Genomic DNA, 21,176 nt, shown 5'->3' on the forward strand with positions numbered 1-21,176 from the left:
TCTAGATGTCCGTTGGTATACCTGGACCGAAGTCGCTGACCATCGAGGATCTTCCGAGACTGATCGCGGCGGTGGCCGAGGTAGACCCGGATCGGCGCGCGCTCGCACATGCCGGCACCGAGATCAGTTACACCCGTCTCGAGACCGAACTGACAACTCTCGACACTGCGATGGGCGGCGCTTTGGGCGCTGATGCACTTGTCCCCGTGGTCATCTCCACCGTTCTGCCGGAACTCATCGCGTCGTACGACGGTGGACTGGGTGCGATAGTCGACGCGCTCATCGCCGACGCGATGTCAGTAGTCGCCTTCGAGGTCCCGGTCGTTGCCCAACCCACTCTCGTTAGTTTGTTCGACGACCAGGTCGCCAGGACTCCGGATGCGACAGCGCTCCGGTTCGGTGAGATGTCGCTGACCTATGCGGAATTCGACGCCCGGGTCAATCGCCTGGCACGCGAACTCGTGGCACGTGGTGTCGGTCCGGATACCCTGGTCGGCCTCGGGATCCGACGGTCCGTGGAACTGCTCGTGGCGATGTACGCGATCGTGAAAGCCGGAGGCGCGTACGTGCCGCTCGATCCGGACCATCCGGCCGAACGCGTGGCCTACGTACTGGACGTGGCGGCTCCGATCCTGGTGCTCACCACGTCGACTGATGGTGCGGCACTGCCTGATGGCGTTGCTGTCCTCGAGATGGACACGATCGATCTGTCCGCTCACTCAGCCGAGGCACTGGTGGACTCAGATCGGTTGTCACCACTGCGCGCCGACAACCTCGCCTACGTCATCTTCACTTCCGGCTCCACCGGACGGCCCAAGGGCGTCGGCGTTGCCCATGGGGCTATCGTCGCCAATCTCCGGTGGCGTCAGGACGAGTACGCCTTCACGGCTGAAGACGTAATCCTTCAGAAGACGCCCTTCACCTTCGATGTGTCGGTGTGGGAGTTTTTCTGGCCGCTGCAGATCGGTGCCACTCTGGTCATTGCCGAGCCCGACGGGCATCGTGATCCGGCATACGTCGCACGCGCCATGATCGATTACGGCGTTACCGTCGTTCACTTCGTTCCGTCGATGCTGGCTATCTTCGTGGCGGAGCCTGCGATTGCAGAGATCAGCACTCTCCGATACGTCTTCGCATCCGGCGAGGCTCTTCCCGCGCAGACTGCCGCTCGGCTGCGCGCCGTCAGTTCAGCTGGGCTGCACAACCTTTACGGGCCCACCGAGGCTGCAGTCGACGTCACCTACTATGCAACTGGCGCGCAAGACGAGGTGTCGGTTCCGATCGGGCGTGCGGTGGCTGACACCGAACTGCTCGTGCTCGACGACGCCTTGCGTCAGGTTCCGCCCGGTGTTCCTGGTGAGTTATACCTTGCCGGTATCCAATTGGCGCGTGGTTACGTTTCGCGACCCGACTTGTCGGCTGATCGGTTTGTCGCTCACCCCAGCGCCGCCGGAACTCGGATGTACCGGACCGGCGACTTGGTTCGCTGGCGCGGCGCCGGTAGTGCGCGACTGCTCGAGTACATCGGCCGCACCGACTTTCAGGTGAAACTGCGTGGACTGCGCATCGAACTCGGCGAGATCGAATCCGCCCTGCTCGACAATGACGCGGTGGCGCAAACTGCAGTGGTGGTGCACTCCGATGCAATTTTGGGTGACAACCTCGTTGCCTATGTTGTGCCTTCTGCTGGTGCAGCTTTCGACTCCGAGAAGCTTGCCGATCAGCTGGGCGGGCGACTGCCCGACTACATGGTGCCGTCGTTGTTCGTCGAACTCGACGCCTTTCCTCTCAATGCCAGCGGAAAACTGGACCGTAAGGCGCTGCCCGCACCGGAGTTCACGGCCCACGTCGTCGAGTATCGCGCACCGAGCACCCCGGCGGAGGAGGCGTTGGTCACGATCTTCTCCGACCTCCTCGGGCGGGAAACCCTGGGCGTCGACGACGGTTTCTTCGATCTCGGCGGCAACTCGCTTCTCGCGACCCGAGTAGTGGCCCGCGCCAACGCCGAACTCGGCGTCGAACTGGATATGCGAGCCTTCTTCGATGCACCCACCGTTGCCGAGTTGGCTTCTCTGGTAGATGATTCCGCAGGTTCCGTGTCCCGAGCGCCGCTAGCTGCGCAGGAGCGCCCCGCGCAGATTCCGCTGTCGCTTGCCCAGCAGCGGATGTGGTTCCTCAATCGTTTCGACTCGGGTTCGGCCGTCGATCACATCCCCGTGGCGCTGCGTCTGAGCGGCGGCCTCGACGTCGATGCGTTGGGTGCCGCGATTGCGGACCTGATCGAGCGCCACGAGAGCCTACGAACGGTCTATCCCGAGATCGACGGCGTCGGCTATCAGCAGATTCTGGCACCCTCGGATGTTGCGATCGACCTGACTGCAGTAGCTGTCGCCGAATCGGAACTAGTGGACCGGGTTACGGCCGTGGTGACCGAGGGATTCGACGTGACGACGCAGGTTCCGTTGCGAGTCAAGCTTTTCCAGGTAGCGGAATCCGAATTTGTGCTGGTCTTCGTTGTCCATCACATCAGCGGTGACGGCTTCTCGATGGGCCCGATGGTCCGCGACGTAGTGGGAGCGTACGCAGCACGTTCGAACGGCGCCGCACCCGAGTTCCGGCCCCTCGAGGTTCAGTACGCCGACTTCGCCTTGTGGCAGCGATCTGTTCTCGGTGACGAGAACGACCCCCAGTCGCTGATTGCACGCCAGATCGACTACTGGAGCGAGCAGTTGGCAGGGTTGCCGGAGCTGCTCGATCTTCCGGTGGACCGACCACGTCCGCCCGTCGCCACCAATCGCGGTGCATCGCACAAGTTTTCGATAGATTTCGGGCTGCTGGCGCGGCTCGAATCGATCGCGCAGGCAAACAAGGCTTCGGTATTCATGGTGCTGCACAGCGCCATTGCGATGCTGCTAGCCCGCATGTCCGGCACGTCCGACATCGCGATCGGTACCCCGGTTGCCGGACGCGGCGACAGAGCGCTCGACGACGTCATCGGCATGTTCGTCAACACCTTGGTGCTGCGTACCGAAGTTGATGTGGCCGGCACCTTCGAGAGTCTGCTGAACGCTGCCCGCACCGCCGATCTTGATGCCTTCGGCAACGCCGACGTTCCCTTCGAGCGACTCGTAGAGGTGCTCGATCCTGCCCGTTCGCAGGCCCACAATCCGCTCTTCCAGGTCATGCTGGCATTCCAGAACCTCGGCCAGAGTGAACAGGGGAGTGCCGAACTGGGTGGGCTGACGGTCACGGGTGTGGATCTCCCGTCGGCTATCGCCAAGTTCGATCTTCAGTTCACTGTCTGGGAAGACACCGAGCGCGGAGGGCTGTCGCTGGTCATCGACTACGCCACAGATATTTTCGACGCGTCCACCATTGACTCGTTTGCATCGCGGTTGTCGATGATTCTCACGGCTGTAGCGCAAGATCCGACGGTTGTTGTCGGTGATGTCGACCTGCTCGGTGACTCCGAACGGCAGTTGGCAACGGGCACATGGAACGAGACGCAGCACGACGTCGAGCGGCGGACGCTGGTCGACATGTTCGACGCGCAGGTCTTGCGAACTCCGGACTCGGTTGCTCTCCGCTTCGAGGATGAGTCACTTACCTACGCAGACTTCGGTTCTCGGGTAAATCAACTTTCCCGCAAGCTGGTCACTCTGGACGTCGGCCCCGACGCTGTGGTGGGACTGGCGATTCGGCGATCCCTGGATTTGGTCGTGGCGATGTACGCCATTCTCAAAGCGGGCGGAGCGTACCTTCCGATCGACCCCGATCAGCCGGCTGATCGCAACGACTACGTGCTCGCGACGGCGGCACCGGTCTGCGTTCTGACGACTGATCGCGACGCCTTCGAGGCAGCGGGGCACCGTGTTGTCTCGCTGGATTCGATTGACGCGTCGGGTTTCTCGACTGATGCGCTCGTCGACGCCGATCGACTCTCGCCGCTGCGCGACGACAATACGGCGTACGTGATCTTCACTTCCGGTTCCACCGGAAAGCCGAAGGGCGTCGCGGTATCGCACCGAGCGATTGTCAACCGGCTCGAGTGGATGCAGTCCGAGTACACACTGACCGGTAGCGACGTGGTCTTGCAGAAGACTCCGTTCACATTCGACGTGTCGGTGTGGGAGTTCTTCTGGCCGTTGCAGATCGGTGCGAAACTTGTTGTTGCCGCCATCGACGGGCATCGCGATCCGGCGTACCTGGCTTCGGCTATTGCCGAGTACGGTGTCACTACCGCGCACTTCGTTCCGTCGATGCTGGAAGTGTTTGTCGGCGAGCCTTCTGCGGCGCAATGTAGTTCGTTGACTCGTGTGTTCGCCTCAGGTGAGGCTTTGGCGCCGCAGGTGGCGTCTAGGCTACGAGATGTACTGCCTTCCACCGCTCTGCACAACCTGTACGGTCCGACCGAGGCTGCAGTCGACGTGACATTCCACGAGGTTACGGAATCCGACATCATAGGTGTGCCCATCGGTGCGCCGGTCTGGAATACACGAACACTGGTACTGGATGCCCGTTTGCATCCGGTTCCTGTCGGGGTTGCCGGCGAGCTGTACCTCGCCGGGGTGCAGCTTGCGCGTGGATACCTCTCGCGGCCCGAACTGACTGCAGATCGATTTGTGGCGGACCCCTTCTCGGAGACGGGGGAGCGGCTTTACCGAACCGGTGACTTGGTGCGGTGGACACGGTCGAGCGCAGCGAGGGGGAATGACACTGCGGGAGAACTGGAGTACATCGGTCGAACTGATTTCCAGGTCAAACTGCGAGGCCTGCGCATCGAGCTCGGGGAAATCGAGATGGCACTGCGCGACCACTCGGTGGTGTCGGCTGCGGTGGTCACGGTGCGGGGCGATCAGCTGGTGGCCTACGTCATCGCCGCTGACGGCGCTCACTTTGACTGGGACGACGTCGCTGCGGCTCTTGCGGTGCGGCTTCCCGCCTATATGATTCCGAATGCTCACGTAGTGCTCGAGTCCTTTCCGCTGAATAGCTCGGGCAAGCTCGATCGCACGCAGTTGCCCGATCCGGTGTTGCGCGTCGCAGAGTTCCGTGAACCCCGCACCGAAACCGAAATTACTGTCTCGCAGGTCTTCTCCGACCTGTTGGGCGTCGAACAGGTCGGCCGGGATGATGACTTCTTCGGTCTGGGCGGAAACTCGCTCATGGCTACCCAGGTCGTCGCCCGACTAGGTCAGAGGCTCGACACCAGCATCCCCGTGAGGATGTTGTTCGACGCTTCCACTGTCGCTGAATTGGCTGGGCGGATCGAATCGGGAACAGCTGTCGAGTCGAGGCCTCCGCTGACTGCCCAGGTTCGGCCGGAACTTGTGCCGCTCTCCCTGGCACAGCAACGGATGTGGTTCCTCAACCGCTTCGAACCAGGATCGAATGTCGACAACATTCCGGCAGCATTGCGATTGACCGGTCCGCTCGACGTCGGAGCGCTGCAGGACGCACTCGATGATCTGGTGCGTCGCCACGAAAGCTTGCGAACGATCTATCCGGAGATCGACGGCGTCGGCTATCAGCAGGTACTCGAACCCGCGCGCCTGATCGATGTGACACCGGTCGACGTGGAACTGGCAGATGTCGTGGCCCGCGTTACCGACGCCGTGACACCCGGATTCGACGTAACCACGGAAGTGCCACTGCGTGTTTCGCTACTTCGAATCACGGATACCGAGTTCGTGCTGGTCTTTGTCGTCCACCACATCAGCGGCGACGGATTCTCGATGGGCCCGCTGATCCGTGACGTCGTCACTGCGTACGGCGCTCGTTCAGCCGGGACTGCTCCGCTCTGGGCGCCGCTGCCGGTACAGTTTGCCGACTTCGCGTTGTGGCAGCGCGAGGTTCTGGGCAGTGAGAACGACCCGGGCTCGGTAATTTCCCGGCAGTTCGACTACTGGGGAACACAACTGGCCGGGATTCCGGACCAGCTCGACCTGCCGACAGATCGGCCTCGACCCCGCATTGCGTCCAATCAAGGTGCGCACCACGACTTCTCCGTTGATGCGGCGCTGCTCGAGCAGTTGAACGCGGTTGCTCGGGAGGGCCATGCGTCGCTGTTCATGGTCTTGCATTCCGCCTTGGCGTTGTTGCTGTCCAAGCTGTCGAGTACTACTGACATTGTCATCGGCACAGCGGTTGCCGGACGCGGTGAGCAGATGCTCGACGACGTCATCGGCATGTTCGTCAACACCTTGGTATTGCGAACCGATATCGACCCCGCATCGACCGTCGCGGATCTGATCGAACTTGCTCGGGAGACTGATCTCAGTGCATTCGATCATGCCGACGTGCCATTCGAGAGTCTGGTCGAGATCATCAACCCGGAGCGTTCGCAGGCCCGAAACCCACTCTTCCAGGTCATGCTGACCATGCAGAACATCAGTGCGGCTGGTCTTGATTCGATCGCGATGAACAACGTGGCCGTGTCTGCCGTGGACCTCGAATCGCCTGTAGCCAAATTCGATCTCCAGTTGACGGTCAGTGAATCGACCGAAGGAGAGCAGGGCGGACTTCTTGCACAGTTCACCTATGCAACAGACCTTTTCAACGCTGCAACAGTAGAACTGTTCGCGAACCGGTACGTGGCGATCCTCGAAGCCGTGGCTCACAGCCGCTCAACCGCGGTCGGCGATATCGACGTAACAAATGCAGATGAACGTCGCCGCGTGGTCGAGGAGTGGAATTCGACAGCCCACGATGCTCCTGATACAACGCTGGTTGAACTCTTCGACAATCAGGTAGCGGCTACTCCGGATTCTGTCGCGCTCACTTTCGAGGGCAAGTCCCTGACGTACGCGGAATTCGACTCGCGGGTCAATCGTCTTGCTCGCTACTTGATCTCGATCGGCGTCGGCCCGGATGCACTCGTGGGTTTGTCGATCCGCCGGTCGATCGAACTGCTGGTCGCTCTGTACGCCATCGTCAAGGCTGGCGGCGCGTACGTTCCGATCGATCCGGATCAGCCCACCGAACGCAACGAATACGTACTCGAGACTGCCAATCCGACGTGTGTGCTCACCACGGATCGAGACGGCTTCCGATTTGATGGCACAGTTGTTGTCGCCGTTGACACCATCGACTTGTCCGGCTACTCGGACACCAGGGTTTCGGGCGGGGATCGGCGCACACCGCTCCGACCCGACAACACTGCGTACGTGATCTTCACGTCGGGATCCACCGGCAAACCCAAGGGCGTCGCGGTCACGCACCGGGCAATTGTCAATCGCTTGGTGTGGATGCAGACAGAGTACGGACTCTCCGGGACCGACGTAGTGTTGCAGAAGACTCCGTTCACATTCGACGTGTCGGTCTGGGAGTTCTTCTGGCCGTTGCAGGTTGGTGCCCGCTTGGTTGTGGCGGTCGTAGACGGCCACCGAGAGCCGGCTTACCTGGCATCGGTGATTGCGGAACAAGGCGTCACCACAGCGCATTTCGTGCCCTCGATGCTCGAAGTCTTTGTTGCAGAACCAGCAGTTCGAGGAGCAGTCGCACTTCGCCAGGTATTCGCCTCCGGTGAAGCGTTGGCGCCGAACGTTGCGCAGGAACTCCGTCGACTCCTTCCCGAGACTCGACTACACAATCTGTACGGGCCGACCGAAGCTGCAGTCGACGTGACGTTCCACGAGGTCACGGACGCAGATTCCAGCTCCGTTCCGATCGGTGCGCCGGTCTGGAATACGCGCGTGCTCGTGCTGGATTCGAGATTGCGTCCGGTGCCCGTGGGGGTGGCGGGAGAGCTGTATCTCGCAGGTATCCAGCTTGCACGCGGATATGTCGGTCGACCGGATCTCACGGCAGATCGGTTTGTCGCAGATCCCTACGGAACTACCGGTGATCGCCTGTACCGCACGGGAGACTTGGTGCGCTGGAACCCGGCTGGGGAACTCGAGTACATCGGGCGAACCGACTTCCAGGTGAAACTGCGCGGACTGCGGATCGAACTGGGTGAGATCGAGGCAGTGCTACGTGACCAGTCGTCGATTGCGACGGCCGTGGTGTCCGTGCGCAATGACCAGTTGGTTGCGTACGTGGTTGCGAAACACGACTCTGTCGTGGACTGGCAGCGTGTCGAAACCTCGCTCGCTGCCAAGCTGCCCGGCTACATGGTGCCCACGACACATGTGGTGCTCGAGACGTTCCCGCTCAATGCATCCGGAAAACTGGATCGCAAGCAGTTGCCCGATCCGATTGTGGAGATCGCAGCCTTCCGGGCCCCACGCACGGTTGTCGAGGAAGAAGTCGCACGCGTATTCGGTGAACTCCTGGACGTTGCGTACGTCGGACTGGATGACGACTTCTTCGCACTCGGCGGCAACTCGCTCATCGCAACCCAGGTTGTTGCACGGCTCGGCGAGGCACTTGATACCACCGTTCCAGTCCGTGTGCTTTTCGACGCGTCAACCGTGGAGTCTCTTGCCTCGCTGATCGATTCGTCGGCCGGTAGGGGCGGGCGACCGCCATTGGTAGCGCAGGAACGACCCGCTCGGGTTCCGTTGTCGATTGCCCAGCAGCGGATGTGGTTCCTCAACCGCTTCGACGCAGCGTCGGGTGTCGACAATATACCGGTGGCGATCCGGTTGACGGGTGAACTCAACATTCCCGCAATGCAGGCCGCCCTGCGAGACCTGTTCGATCGTCACGAGATCCTGCGGACGGTGTATCCCGAGGTCGACGGCGTCGGATACCAGAAGATCGTGGATGCTGATTCGCTTGTCCCTGATCTTTCACCGGTATCCGTCGACGAATCCGTGGTTCTCGATCACGTGACAAGTTTTGTACTGCCAGGATTCGACGTGACGCGTGAATCTTCGGTTCGCGCACGACTGTTCGATCTGGGTGAGTCGCGATATGTACTCGTATTCGTCGTGCATCACATCAGTGGTGACGGATTCTCGATGGGTCCGCTGGTGCGAGATGTTGTGGCAGCGTACGCAGCTCGGTCTCAGGGTGAGGTTCCGGATAGTGCGCCACTCCCGGTGCAGTACGCCGATTTCGCCTTGTGGCAGAGGCAAGTTCTGGGCAGTGAAGACGATCCGACATCGGTGATCGCATCCCAGGTCGGATACTGGCGCGAGGCGCTGGCAGATATTCCGAATCAGTTGGATCTGCCGATTGATCGCCCTCGACCCCGAGTTCTGTCGAATCGGGGTGCGGGGCATACCTTCACCATCGATTCCGAATTGCGCGCAGCTCTCGATCGCGTGGCACGGGAAAACAATGCCTCGCTGTTCATGGTGTTGCACGCGGCATTTGCGGTTGTGTTGTCACGTCTGTCGGGCAGCCCCGACATCGTGATCGGAACGCCGGCAGCTGGTCGAGGCGAGCGGGCACTCGACGATCTGATCGGCATGTTCGTCAACACCCTGGTATTACGCACCACGGTAGATCCGCATCGGTCATTTGCCGAACTGGTGAAGGGCACGAGAGAAACAGATCTCGGTGCCTTCAGCCACGCGGACGTTCCATTCGAGCGTCTGGTCGAGATCCTCAATCCCGAGCGTTCTCAGGCGCGGCATCCACTCTTCCAGGTCGGTTTGTCCTTCCAGAACTTGCAGCGCGCGAAAGTGCAGTTGGCGGAGCTCGAAGTATCCCAGTTCCCCCTCGCGGACCTGATGGCCAAAGTTGATTTGCAACTGACTCTCGTGGAAGCAACTGAAACCGGCAATGGTGGCTTGAACGCTGAGTTCACCTATGCAACGGATCTTTTCGACGAGTCGACGGTGGCGTCGTTCGCCGAGCGGTTGGTGCGGGTGTTGGCGGGTGTGACGGAGGATTCGTCTCGTCCGGTGGGTGCGTTGGAGATTCTTGACGGTGCGGAGTCTGCGCAGGTTCTTCAGTGGTCGCGGGGTGAGCGGATCCCAGGTGCGAGTGTTTCGATTCCGGCTCTTTTCGCCGAGCAGGTGCTGAGCAGTCCGGATGCACCTGCTGTGGTGGCCGGTGATGTGTCGTTGTCGTACACAGACCTTGATGTGCGGTCGTCGGTGTTGGCGGCGGAGTTGGTTGCAGCTGGAGTGGGCGCTGACGATGTTGTGGGAGTGCTTGTTCCGCGGTCGTGGCAGTGGGTTGTCGCTCTCGTGGCGGTATGGAAGGCGGGGGCGGCGTATCTCCCGATCGATCCGTCGTTGCCGGCGGAGCGTATCGAGGCTGTACTTTCCGACACAGCGGCACGGTGTGTGGTGGCGATCGACGACGTTGCAGCGGTAGTGCCTGTTGTTCGGGTCGGCGATGCGGTGGATTCGACGGTTGTGCCGGGGTGGGTTGATCGTTGGGTGCGCTCGGGTGCGGGCTTGCGTGCTGGTTATGTGATTTCGACGTCCGGTTCGACGGGTCGCCCGAAGCCGACGATTGTCCCGATGGTGGGTATCGCGAATACGGTTGCCTGGTATCGGTCGCAGATTCCGGCGGGTTCCGGTGTGTTGGTGGCGTCGTCGCCGAGTTTCGACCTGACGCAGAAGAATGTGTGGGGTCCGTTGTCGAGTGGTGGCAGTGTGTTCGTGGCGCCGGCCGGGTTCGATCCGTCGGAGATCTTGAGTGTTGTGGCGGGTTCGGTTGTGCGGGTGGCGAATATGTCGCCGAGTGCGTTCGAGGCTGTGGTTGACGCTGATGTAGACGGCGTGCTTTCCGGATTGGACGTTGTATTCCTCGGTGGCGAGCCGATTCAGGTCAGCCGCCTTGCAGCCGTGATGGATTCGGGCGTTCGGGTGGTGAACAGCTACGGCCCGACTGAGGCGTCGGATGTGGTGTCGTTCCGCGAGGCATCTGTTGGTGATATTTCGGGTGTGCCGATCGGTTCGCCGATTCCGAATATCGATTTGTTCGTGTTGGATTCGCGGTTGCAGATGGTGCCGGCAGGTGTCGTCGGTGAGTTGTATGTCGGCGGTGTGGGTGTGGGTCGTGGTTACGGCGCCCGGTTCGATCTGACGGCAGAACGCTTTGTCGCGGATCCGTTCGGCACTGTTGGAGCGCGCATGTACCGAACAGGCGACCTTGTCCGTCGAACCGCCACCGGTGCGCTCGAGTACTTGGGCCGTACCGATTTCCAGGTGAAGGTTCGCGGTCTGCGTATCGAACTCGGGGAGATCGAGTCGGCGTTGGTGGCAGTGGATTCGGTTGCATCGGCTGTAGTGGTGGTCCACCGCGACGCAGTCGTAGGCGACCGCATCGTGGCTTACGTCGTTGGCGCCGAGCCGGACCTTGTATCAGAGATATTGAGAGAAGCTGTGGCGCAGCGTCTGCCGGATTACATGGTGCCGTCCGCGTTTGTCGTTCTCGAAGAGATCCCCCTCAATGCCAACGGCAAAGTCGATCGACGGGCATTGCCGGCGCCGGCGTTCGAGGTTGCACAGTATCGAGAGCCGCAGTCTGACGTGGAACACGCAGTGGCAGCGGTGTTCGCTGATCTGCTGGGCCTCGAACGCGTCGGCCTCGATGACGATTTCTTCGTACTTGGTGGCAACTCTTTGATTGCGACCCGTCTGGCAGCTCGACTCGGCCAGGCACTTGACACGACGGTTGCGGTCCGGGCGCTGTTCGACGCGACAACTGTCGAAGCGTTGGCACAGGCAGTCGGCGCAACTGCGGGTTCTGGCCGGAGGAAGGCACTCGAGGCCCATCCGCGACCCGCGCGACTTCCGTTGTCGCTTGCGCAGCAACGCATGTGGCTCGTCAATCAGATGGATACTGCTGCACCGACGTACAACATTCCGATGGCGCTGCGGTTGACGGGAGATCTCGACCTCGAGGCGTTGCAGTCAGCGTTCCGCGACGTCATTGCCCGTCACGAGTCACTCCGGACGTTCTATCCCGGCGACGACAGTGGACCCAGTCAACGGATTCTCGGCGTCGAAGACGCTCCGAAAATTGCGGAACCCGTCGTTGTTGCCGACGCCGCCGAGATGTATTCACGAGTCGTCGATGTGATGTCGGTAGGATTCGACGTATCCGCCGAGGTCCCGGTGCGGATGGAGTTACTGCGCTGTGGGACAGACGAATACGTCTTCGCGCTCGTTGCGCACCACATCGCCGCGGACGGTGAATCCATGGCACCGTTGGCTCGCGACATGATGATCGCGTACGAGGCCCGAACCCGGGGCAGTGTTCCGGCGTGGACTCCGTTGACGGTGCAGTACGCGGACTTCGCGCTCTGGCAACGTGACGTTGTGGGCACGGTTGACGACGAAGACAGTGTTGCCAGTGCGCAACTCGATTTCTGGCGATCCAAGCTTCGCGGGATGCCGGCACTGGCCGGTCTACCGACAGACCGTCCACGGCCGAGTGCCTTGTCCCCGGCGGCCGGGGCCGTGGAGTTCGAGATCAGCGAGCAGATCCACGCTCGGTTGGTGGAGGTCGCTCGCGATTGGAATGCGAGCGCCTTCATGGCATTGCACGCCGCTCTGGCCGTACTGATCGCCCGGGTGGGCGCTACTACAGACTTTGCGATTGGTACGGCAGTCGGCGGACGAGGCGAGCGTGCACTCGACGATCTGGTCGGAATGTTCGTCAACACGCTCGCGCTACGGACCGAAGTGGACAGTGCCGCAAGTTTCGACGAACTTGTTGTCGCCGTGCGTGATGTGGATCTGGAGGCTTTCGCGAAGGCCGATATCCCGTTCGAAGAAGTGTCCGAAGCCGTCGGCGCGCCTGCTGGTCTCTTCCAGATCATCTTGTCCTTGGAACCTGCTGCCGGAGCAGAGTTCTCGCTGCCAGGGCTGTCGATCAGTGCGGTCGATGCCGCAGTGGTGTCGACGAAGTTCGATCTGCAGCTGACTTTGAACAGTTCAGCAGACGGATACGGACTGTCCGGTGTGTGGCTCTACTCGACGGACCTGTTCGACAAGGAAACCGTCGAATCATTTGCGGAGCGCTTCGTTCGTATTCTCGAACAGGTCACCGACGATTCGTCGATTCGGGTCGGTGATATCGAATTGCTCACCGCTGCAGAGAAAGAAGAGGCTCTCGGCGCGGGAACTCAGCGCAGCGTCTCGATAGCTCCCACGGCAGCACTCCTGCCGCAATTGCTGTCGTCGATAGTCGAGAGTGATCCGCAAGCGCCGGCAGTCGTCCTCGGCGGCGAGGAAATCGACTATGCGGCAGTTGATTCACGGTCTTCGCAGCTGGCGCGTCAGCTGATCGAGGAGGGCGCCGGACCCGGACAGCTCGTTGCGCCGGTAAAGCTGTCCGGAATCGACGCAGTCGTCGCCCAGTGGGCGATTGTCAAGACCGGAGCAGCCACAGTCATGGCGTCGGAAGCCATTCTGGCCGTCACACCGGAAACCGTCGCTCGCGCGGGCTCACAGTCCACCCGCCCGATCAGCTACGCCGACAGGCTGCGCCCGTTGACGGCCGAAGACATCGCCTATCGAGCTTCCGGTTGGGAGCTGATGTACGGCGAACTCTCGGACATGTTGGCAAGAGTGAGCGAGAAGTACGCCGTCGACGTCGAATCGCGGGTGCTGGCTACCGCGTCCGATGGCGTTGCCCTGGCCGACGGTATTGCCTTGGCGATACTGCTCGCGGCATCAGCCGGCGCAGCGTGGGTAGATGCTCCGATCGACCTCGAATCGCTCGAGGACGCGTTGGCCGACGATTGGGTGACACACGCGATCCTGTCCGAGAAGGCGGTTGCGCGAATCGACCGCAACGAACTTCCGGACCTCGAGTATGTCCTCGATGCGGACGACCCACGGAGCTGGTGAAGTCTCGGGATTGCGAGTGGCGGAACTCATAGACACTCGCAATGCCGACTGTCGGCGAGGCTCCTGGCTGTAACAATGGCTGCGGGTTGCCGATGAGCTGTGGGGAGCCAGTACGGGCCTGCAAGTAAGTGGAAACAAGAATTACGTGAAGGTGAGTTGTCTGATGGCGCCAGGGGCCGACGTATCTGCAGATCGATCACTGGACGTGATCGCATGAGTGCCGACGACATGGCACCGGAGAAGACGCGGGGAAGCCGCAAGCCCCGCCCCGCCCGCGCACGCCGGGTGCGAGTGCCACTGCTACCTCAACTGCTGGCAGCTGCCGTCGACATCGATCCGGCTGCGGTCGCCATCCGCTTCGACGGGCGGTCCGTCACCTACGCCGAGCTGGATGCGGCGTCGTCGCAGCTTGCTCGCCGGCTCATCGATCATGGGGTAGGCCCGGAGGGTCGGGTGGCGATCTCCATCCCACGGTCTGTCGAGTCGGTGTGCGCTGTGTGGGCCGTTGCAAAGGCGGGTGCGGCGTTTGTCCCCGTGGACCCGAACTATCCCGCTGATCGCGTCCTCCACATGATTTCCGATTCGGGCGCCTCGATCGGTCTGACCGTGGCGGCGGTCGCCGGTGGGTTGCCTTCGAGCTTGCCGTGGTGGGAACTCGACAGTGCGGAGTACGTGGCTCTCGCATCTGATATTCCAGCAGAGCCCGTGTCGTACACCGAACGCGTCGGAACTTTGCGCCCAGAACACCCGGCGTACGTGATCTACACTTCAGGCTCGACGGGACGACCCAAGGGCGTCATCGTCACGCACGGCGGTATCGCGGACCTCTGCGCCGAGCAGGTTGAACGCTTTGGGCTGACGGCCACGTCTCGCACCTTGCATTTTGCGTCACCGAGCTTCGACGCGTCCGTGCTGGAATTGCTCCTCGCTTTCGGTGGCGGTTCGACGATGGTGATCGCTCGTCCCGATGTCTACGGCGGAGACGAACTGGCCGAACTCCTTGTGAGGGAACAGGTCACGCATGCATTCATGACTCCGGCCGCGCTCGGATCGCTTTCGGCAGAAGACGGTTTCGAGAATCTCGAGGTCGTTGTTGTCGGCGGCGAAGCGTGTTCACCCGCATTGGTGACGCGTTGGGCGCCTGGACGCAAGTTCTTCAACGCGTACGGCCCGACCGAAGCCACTGTTGCCACCTCGATCGCCGAACTCGCCGGGGAGGGCCCGGTCACTGTCGGCGGCCCCGTCCGCGGTGTCGGACTGTATGTTCTCGACGCCCGGTTGCAGCCGGTCGCCACCGGCACTTCGGGTGAATTGTATGTATCGGGAGCGCACCTGGCACGCGGGTACAACGGCTTGTCCGGCACTACCGCAGCAAGTTTTGTCGCGAACCCGTTCGGAACCGCCGGTGAACGCCTGTATCGCACCGGAGATACCGTGCGTTGGATTCGGACCGACGGCGGCGAGCGTGATCTCGAATATCTCGGACGAGGCGACTCTCAGGTCAAGATCCGGGGTTTCCGTATCGAACTCGGCGAAATCGACGCAGTTCTCTCGGCTGTGCCCGGCGTCGATTTTGTAGCGACACTCATCAGGACTGGCCCGACGGGTGAGTCCGCGTTGGTGTCGTATGTGAAGGCCAAGGCGGGAGTCTGCCTCGACCCCGACGCGTTGGTTACGAGTGCACGGGCTGCGCTGCCGCGACACATGGTTCCGGCATCGATTGTGATGATCACGGAGATTCCGCTGACCCCGGTCGGCAAGCTCGACGTCGATGCATTGCCTGCGCCGCAGTTCGAATCCCGTTCGTACCGACCGCCATCCACACCTGCGCAGATACTTGTCTCCGACGCGATCGCAGACCTGCTCGGGCTCGAGCAAGTCGGAGTCGACGACGATTTCTTCGAGTTGGGCGGCAACTCCCTGATCGCAGCCAAACTGGTAGGTCGACTTGGCGCAGCATTCGAGACGCGCGTGCAGGTGAAGACTCTGTTCGAGGCATCGACGGTCGAATCGCTGGCAGCACGTATCGAAGCCGAGACGGACTCGGTCGGACATGTTGCGCTGCAACCGATGACGCGGCCCGAGCGGGTTCCGTTGTCCTTGGCGCAGAAACGTATGTGGTTTCTGAGCCAGTTCGATTCGGAATCGGCGGTCAACAATATTCCGATAGTTCTGAGGCTTACCGGCGAACTCGACGTGAGTGCACTCCGGAGCGCGGTGGACGACGTCGTTGCGCGGCACGAGGTGCTCCGGACCATGTACCCGGCTTTCGGCGGTATCGGCTATCAGGAAGTCCTCGGAATCTCGACTGCCGACATCGACTTGGTACCCCAGGATCTCGACGAATCCGCACTGCTCGCAACGTTGCTGCCGCTGGTCACATCAGGATTCGATGTCGCGACGGCTGTGCCGCTACGGGTTCGACTCTTCCGTACCGGTTCAACGGATTTCGTGCTGGCAATGGTGGTTCATCACATCTCGGCGGACGGTGTGTCGGTTGGTCCGTTGGTGCGCGATGTTGCGTTGGCGTATCTCGCCCGGGCGAGTGGTGAGGCGCCGGCATGGTCTCCGCTTGCTGTTCAGTACGCTGACTTTGCCTTGTGGCAGCGACAGGTCCTCGGTGACGATTCCGATCCGGCGTCACTGATGTCGGAACAATTGCGTTACTGGAGTGAGAATCTGGCGGGTCTGCCGGAGAAGATCGACGTGCCGTCGGATCGGCCGCGTCCGACTGTGGCGTCGACACGCGGCGGCGTGCACCGGTTCGAGATCGATGGTGAACTGCATCGTTCTCTCGAGCAGTTGGCGTTGGATCGTAATGTTTCGCTGTTCATGGTTGTGCATTCCGCGCTCGCAGTGTTGCTGGCGCGGCTGGCGTCGACCGATGACGTGGTGATCGGTTCGCCGATTTCCGGTCGTGGTGAGCCGGCGCTCGACGATCTGATCGGAATGTTCGTCAACACGTTGGTGTTGCGTACTTCGATAACTCCGGCAATGTCTTTCGCGGAGTTGCTCGAGCAGGTTCGTGAGACTGATCTCGGTGCATTTGCGAACGCGGACTTGCCTTTCGAGCGTTTGGTCGAGGTTCTGGACCCGGCGCGTTCGCAGGCGCATCATCCGCTGTTTCAGGTGGCACTGTTTTTTCAGAACATGGCCGGTGAGGCTTTGGAACTGCCGGGGTTGCGCGTCTCGGAATTTGATGCCGGGATTGATATCGCGAAGTTCGATCTGCAGTTGACAGCATCGCCGATCGAGGATGAGCCCGGCGTTGGCACCGGTATCGCGATGTCCTGGTTGTATGCGACAGACCTTTTCGATGCCGAAACTGTGGTGGCGTTTGCCGATCGGTTGACTCGCATTCTCCGCGCGATGGTTGTCGATGCGGAATCTGCAATCGGCGATGTGGAACTGCTGTCCACCAATGACTTCCAGAGAATCGTTCGAGACTTCAACGACACTGCTCAGGCGACGGTGGGTGGGTTGTTGTTGGATGGTTTCGATTCGGTGGTGGCGGTGTCTCCGGGGGCGCGGGCGGTGGTGTTCGGGGGTGAGGTGCTTTCGTATGCGGAGTTCGATGATCGTGTGAATCGTGTTGCGCGGTTGTTGGTGTCGTTGGGGGTGGGTCCGGAGTCGTTGGTGGGGTTGGCGGTTCGTCGGTCGACGGATTTGTTGGTGGGGTTGTATGCGATTGTGCGTGCGGGTGGGGCGTGGGTGCCTCTTGATCCTGATGCGCCGTCGTCTCGTAACGAGTATGTGTTGGATACGGCTGATCCGGTGTGTGTGGTGTCGACGGAGCGTGATGGTTTCTCGGCGTCGGGTCGTCGGGTTGTGTGTGTTGATGTTGTTGATGTGTCTGGTTTTTCGGGTGCGCGGTTCTCGGATGTGGATCGGTTGGCGCCGTTGCGTTCGGGGAATGCGGCGTATGTGATTTTCACGTCGGGGTCGACGGGTCGTCCGAAGGGTGTGGCTGTTTCGCATGGGGCGATTGTGAATCAGTTGGAGTGGATGCAGGCGGAATATGCTCTGACGTCTGTGGATGTGTATTTGCAGAAGACGGCGACGACGTTCGATGTGTCGTTGTGGGGTTTTTTCATGCCGTTGCGGGTGGGGGCGACGTTGGTGGTGGCTGCCCCTGATGGTCATCGGGATCCGGGGTATTTGGCGTCGGTGATTGATGAGCAGGGTGTGTCGGTGACGGATTTTGTTCCGACGATGTTGTCGACGTTTTCGTCGTTGGTGGATCCGGGGTTGTTGGGTTCGTTGCGTGATGTGTTGGTTATTGGTGAGGCGTTGCCGGTGGAGGCGGTGCGTGAGTTTTCGGTTGTGTCGTCGGCGCGGGTTCATAATTTGTATGGTCCGACGGAGGCGGCGGTGTCGTTTACGTTTGCGGATGTGACGGCTGCTGGGTCGGGGTCTGTGGTGTCGATTGGTGTGCCGGAGTGGAATTGCCGGGTGTTTGTGTTGGATTCGCGTTTGCGGCCGGTGCCGGTGGGTGTTTCGGGTGAGTTGTATTTGGTGGGGGTGCAGTTGGCTCGGGGGTATGTGGGTCGGCCGGATTTGAGTGCGGATCGGTTTGTGGCGTCTCCGTTTGGTGTGGGTGAGCGGATGTATCGGTCGGGGGATTTGGTTCGTTGGAGCAGTGTTGGAGAACTCGAGTACATCGGGCGTACTGATTTTCAGGTGAAGTTTCGTGGTCAGCGGATTGAGTTGGGGGAGATTGAGGCTGCGTTGACCTCGCATGAGTCGGTGTTGTCGGCTGCGGTGTTGGTGCGTGGGTCGGTGACGGGTGATCAGTTGGTGGGGTATGTGGTGCCGGCTGTGGGTGTGAGTGTTGATGTGTCGGTGTTGCGGGGGTTTGTGGGGGAGCGGGTGCCGGGTTATATGGTTCCGGCGGCTGTGGTGGTGTTGGATGCTTTTCCGTTGAATTCGTCGGGGAAGTTGGATCGGGGGTTGTTGCCGGAGCCGGTGTTTGAGGCTCGGGTGTTTCGGGCTCCGGTGTCGGTGGTGGAGTTGGTGGTGGCGTCGGCGTTTGTGGGTGTGTTGGGTGTTGATCGGGTGGGGTTGGATGATGATTTTTTTGCGTTGGGTGGTAATTCCCTCATCGCGATGAAGCTGGCGTCCGAACTGACCGAGGCCTTGGGCACATCCGTGCCCGTGCGCATGCTCTTCGGTGCGTCCAGCGTCGAATCCCTTTCTGCGCGAATAGAAGCTGCGCGGCAGGGAGATTCGAGCACGCAGGATCACCAGGCAACCGATGTGCTGTTGCCGATCCGAGAAGTTGGATCCGCGGCGCCGACGTTCTTCATTCACCCGATGAGCGGCTTAGCTTGGAAGGCCTCAGGGTTGGTTCCTCATCTCGACACCCAGTCACCCGTCTACGGATTGCAAGCCCCGGTCATGTCGGAGACATGGCAACTTCCGACGTCGGTCGATGCATTGGCTCAGCGCTACGTCCAGGAAATGCTGAGTGTGAATCCGAGCGGTCCGTTCCACATCGTCGGATACTCGCTCGGCGGGTACATCGGGCATGCCTGCGCAGTTCTCTTGCGCTCCAAAGGATTCGACGTGAAGTTGGCGATGGTCGACCCTCGCGGTCGCGCGGAACTGGGGGAGGGACAGGCGCAGGACAACGCCTCGGAATTGGCGGCAGGTTGGGGCGTCGACGTCGGCGGTAACGTGGATCTCAGTGTTTTGGATCGAGCAGATATCCTCGCGATCGGACGATCGGTCGACTCGTTGTCGTTCCTCACCGACGATCAACTCGGATCCCTGCATGATTTTGCAACCTCTGCCGCCGCAATGATCGAAGCCTACGAGCCCAGCCTCTTCGACGGTGATGCGTTGGTTCTGAGCGCCACCGTGGGCGTCGGAACTAATCCGGAACTGTCCGAGACGTGGCAGCCTGCCATCGCCGGCAGCCTGACGGAAGTATCGGTGGATGCTTCGCATCACTCGATGATGGATCCCGATCAGCTTGAACTGATCGGACCTCGATTGGCGGCGTTCTTCAGGAGTTGATCGGAGCGTCGGAGGACGTCGGCACACATCTGAACGAGAAGCCGACGTTCTTCGTATTTGTCGGGTTAGGTCCGAGCCCGGGCTGGGCAATCGCAGACGTCGGTATCTGCCTCGTGTTTCGGCTCAAGGGTGGAGCTTCCTGTCAAAAGGGCTGGGCAGCTTGGAGTTCCAACGCTATCTGAATGTGCCTTCGAATGTGTCGCCTGGGACGATCGGGATATTTCGGACTTCAGGTTACTGGAGCCGCACCTGACGACGAAGGCCACCTGCCCTCGACACTCCATATCAGGAGTGTCGAAAGCCGGTGGCCTTCGATGAGAAACAGGGTGTCTGTCAGACGCCCAAAGAGTTGGCGATGAACGGCCAGGACTTGTGGAGATCGTCCTGCCAGTAGCCCCACGAGTGGGTGCCCGTCGGGCGGAAATCCACCACGGCCGGAATGTTCAGCTCAAACAGACGCTTGGCCATATTCGAGGTGCACAGGTTGGTTGCAGCTTCGATCACGCCGCCGACGATGATCTGGTTTTCCAGATTTGCACGACCATCGTTCATACGCGGATTCTGCATGGTGTCGTTCGGGAAGCCGGGGAGACCGTTACCGGTGCTCATGTAGATCGGAGTTCCACGCAGCTTCTCGGCGTTCAGCAGCGGATCATGATCCCGCCATCCCTGACCGTCGAGGGGTCCCCACATGTTCGTGACGTCATCGACGCCACCGATCCACTCGGTGGTGATCCTGACGAACTGCTGGCCCATCGGATCGCTCGTCTGTGCACAGCCACTGTAGGCAGCGACTGAGCTGTACAGGCCGGGGTGTTCGATCGCGAGATTCAATACCGAGGTACCGGACATCGAGATTGCAGACAGTGCCTGCTTACCGTTGCTTCCCAGTTCCTTGTTCAGAATCGGGGGCAGTTCCTCACCGAGGAATGTCGACCACTTGTTTCGGCCGGCCTTCGGGTCGTCCTTTTCCCAATCGGTGTAATAGGAAAGGCGTCCGCCGACTGGGGTCGCGACATTGACGTTCTTATCGCTGAAGAAGTCGACAACATCCGACTGACGTTGCCAGGTCGCCGAGTCTTCTCCGCCGCCCGCGCCATTCAAAAGGTAGAGAATGGGGCGAGGCTCGGAATTATCGGCAGGAGTGATGACCTGGATGGGCACCACCTTGTCCATCGACGCGGCATAGACGTTGACGACGAGTTGCCGATCATTGATCTTCTGCACCGACTTGACGTACGAATCACTCGTAGCCACGTCGGATGCGGAATCGCTCGTATTGGTCGGAGCGGCTTGCGCAATGCCGGCGGTGAACAGTGAGCAGGCGATTGCCAGTACTCCGATGTGTGTGGCGCGACGCCAGGCTGGTCTCGTGTTTCGCGTCAAGACTTCTTACCTCTCGTTTGAAACTTTTCGGAAGACGATTTAATGGCTCCGAATGGATAAGTCGAT

General features: G+C 60.9%; 3 protein-coding genes. 2 read left to right on the forward strand and 1 reads right to left on the reverse strand.

Going from position 1 to position 21,176, the window contains the following annotated elements:
- Positions 1-5: 5 nt before the first annotated feature.
- Positions 6-13,706, forward strand: a complete 13,701-nt coding sequence (locus tag QM600_RS17080) for a non-ribosomal peptide synthetase (protein WP_283262691.1) — start codon at positions 6-8, stop codon at positions 13,704-13,706.
- Between the two features lie 213 nt (positions 13,707-13,919).
- A complete protein-coding gene (locus QM600_RS17085) occupies positions 13,920-19,724 on the forward strand; it encodes a non-ribosomal peptide synthetase (RefSeq protein ID WP_283262692.1) in 5,805 nt (1,934 codons plus the stop codon).
- Positions 19,725-20,057: 333 nt separating this feature from the next.
- Here the strand turns inward: QM600_RS17085 and QM600_RS17090 are convergent, their stop codons facing one another.
- A complete protein-coding gene (locus QM600_RS17090) occupies positions 20,058-21,110 on the reverse strand; it encodes an alpha/beta hydrolase (RefSeq protein WP_502943012.1) in 1,053 nt (350 codons plus the stop codon).
- Positions 21,111-21,176 lie beyond the last annotated feature (66 nt).

It is taken from the genome of Rhodococcus sp. IEGM 1379, from assembly GCF_030056815.1.
GTDB lineage: Bacteria > Actinomycetota > Actinomycetes > Mycobacteriales > Mycobacteriaceae > Rhodococcus_F.

Coding starts and splice junctions, on each gene's coding strand:
- QM600_RS17085 (WP_283262692.1), top strand. CDS start 13,920: ATGAGTGCCGACGACATGGCACCGGAGAAGACGCGGGGAAGCCGCAAG.
- QM600_RS17080 (WP_283262691.1), top strand. CDS start 6: ATGTCCGTTGGTATACCTGGACCGAAGTCGCTGACCATCGAGGATCTT.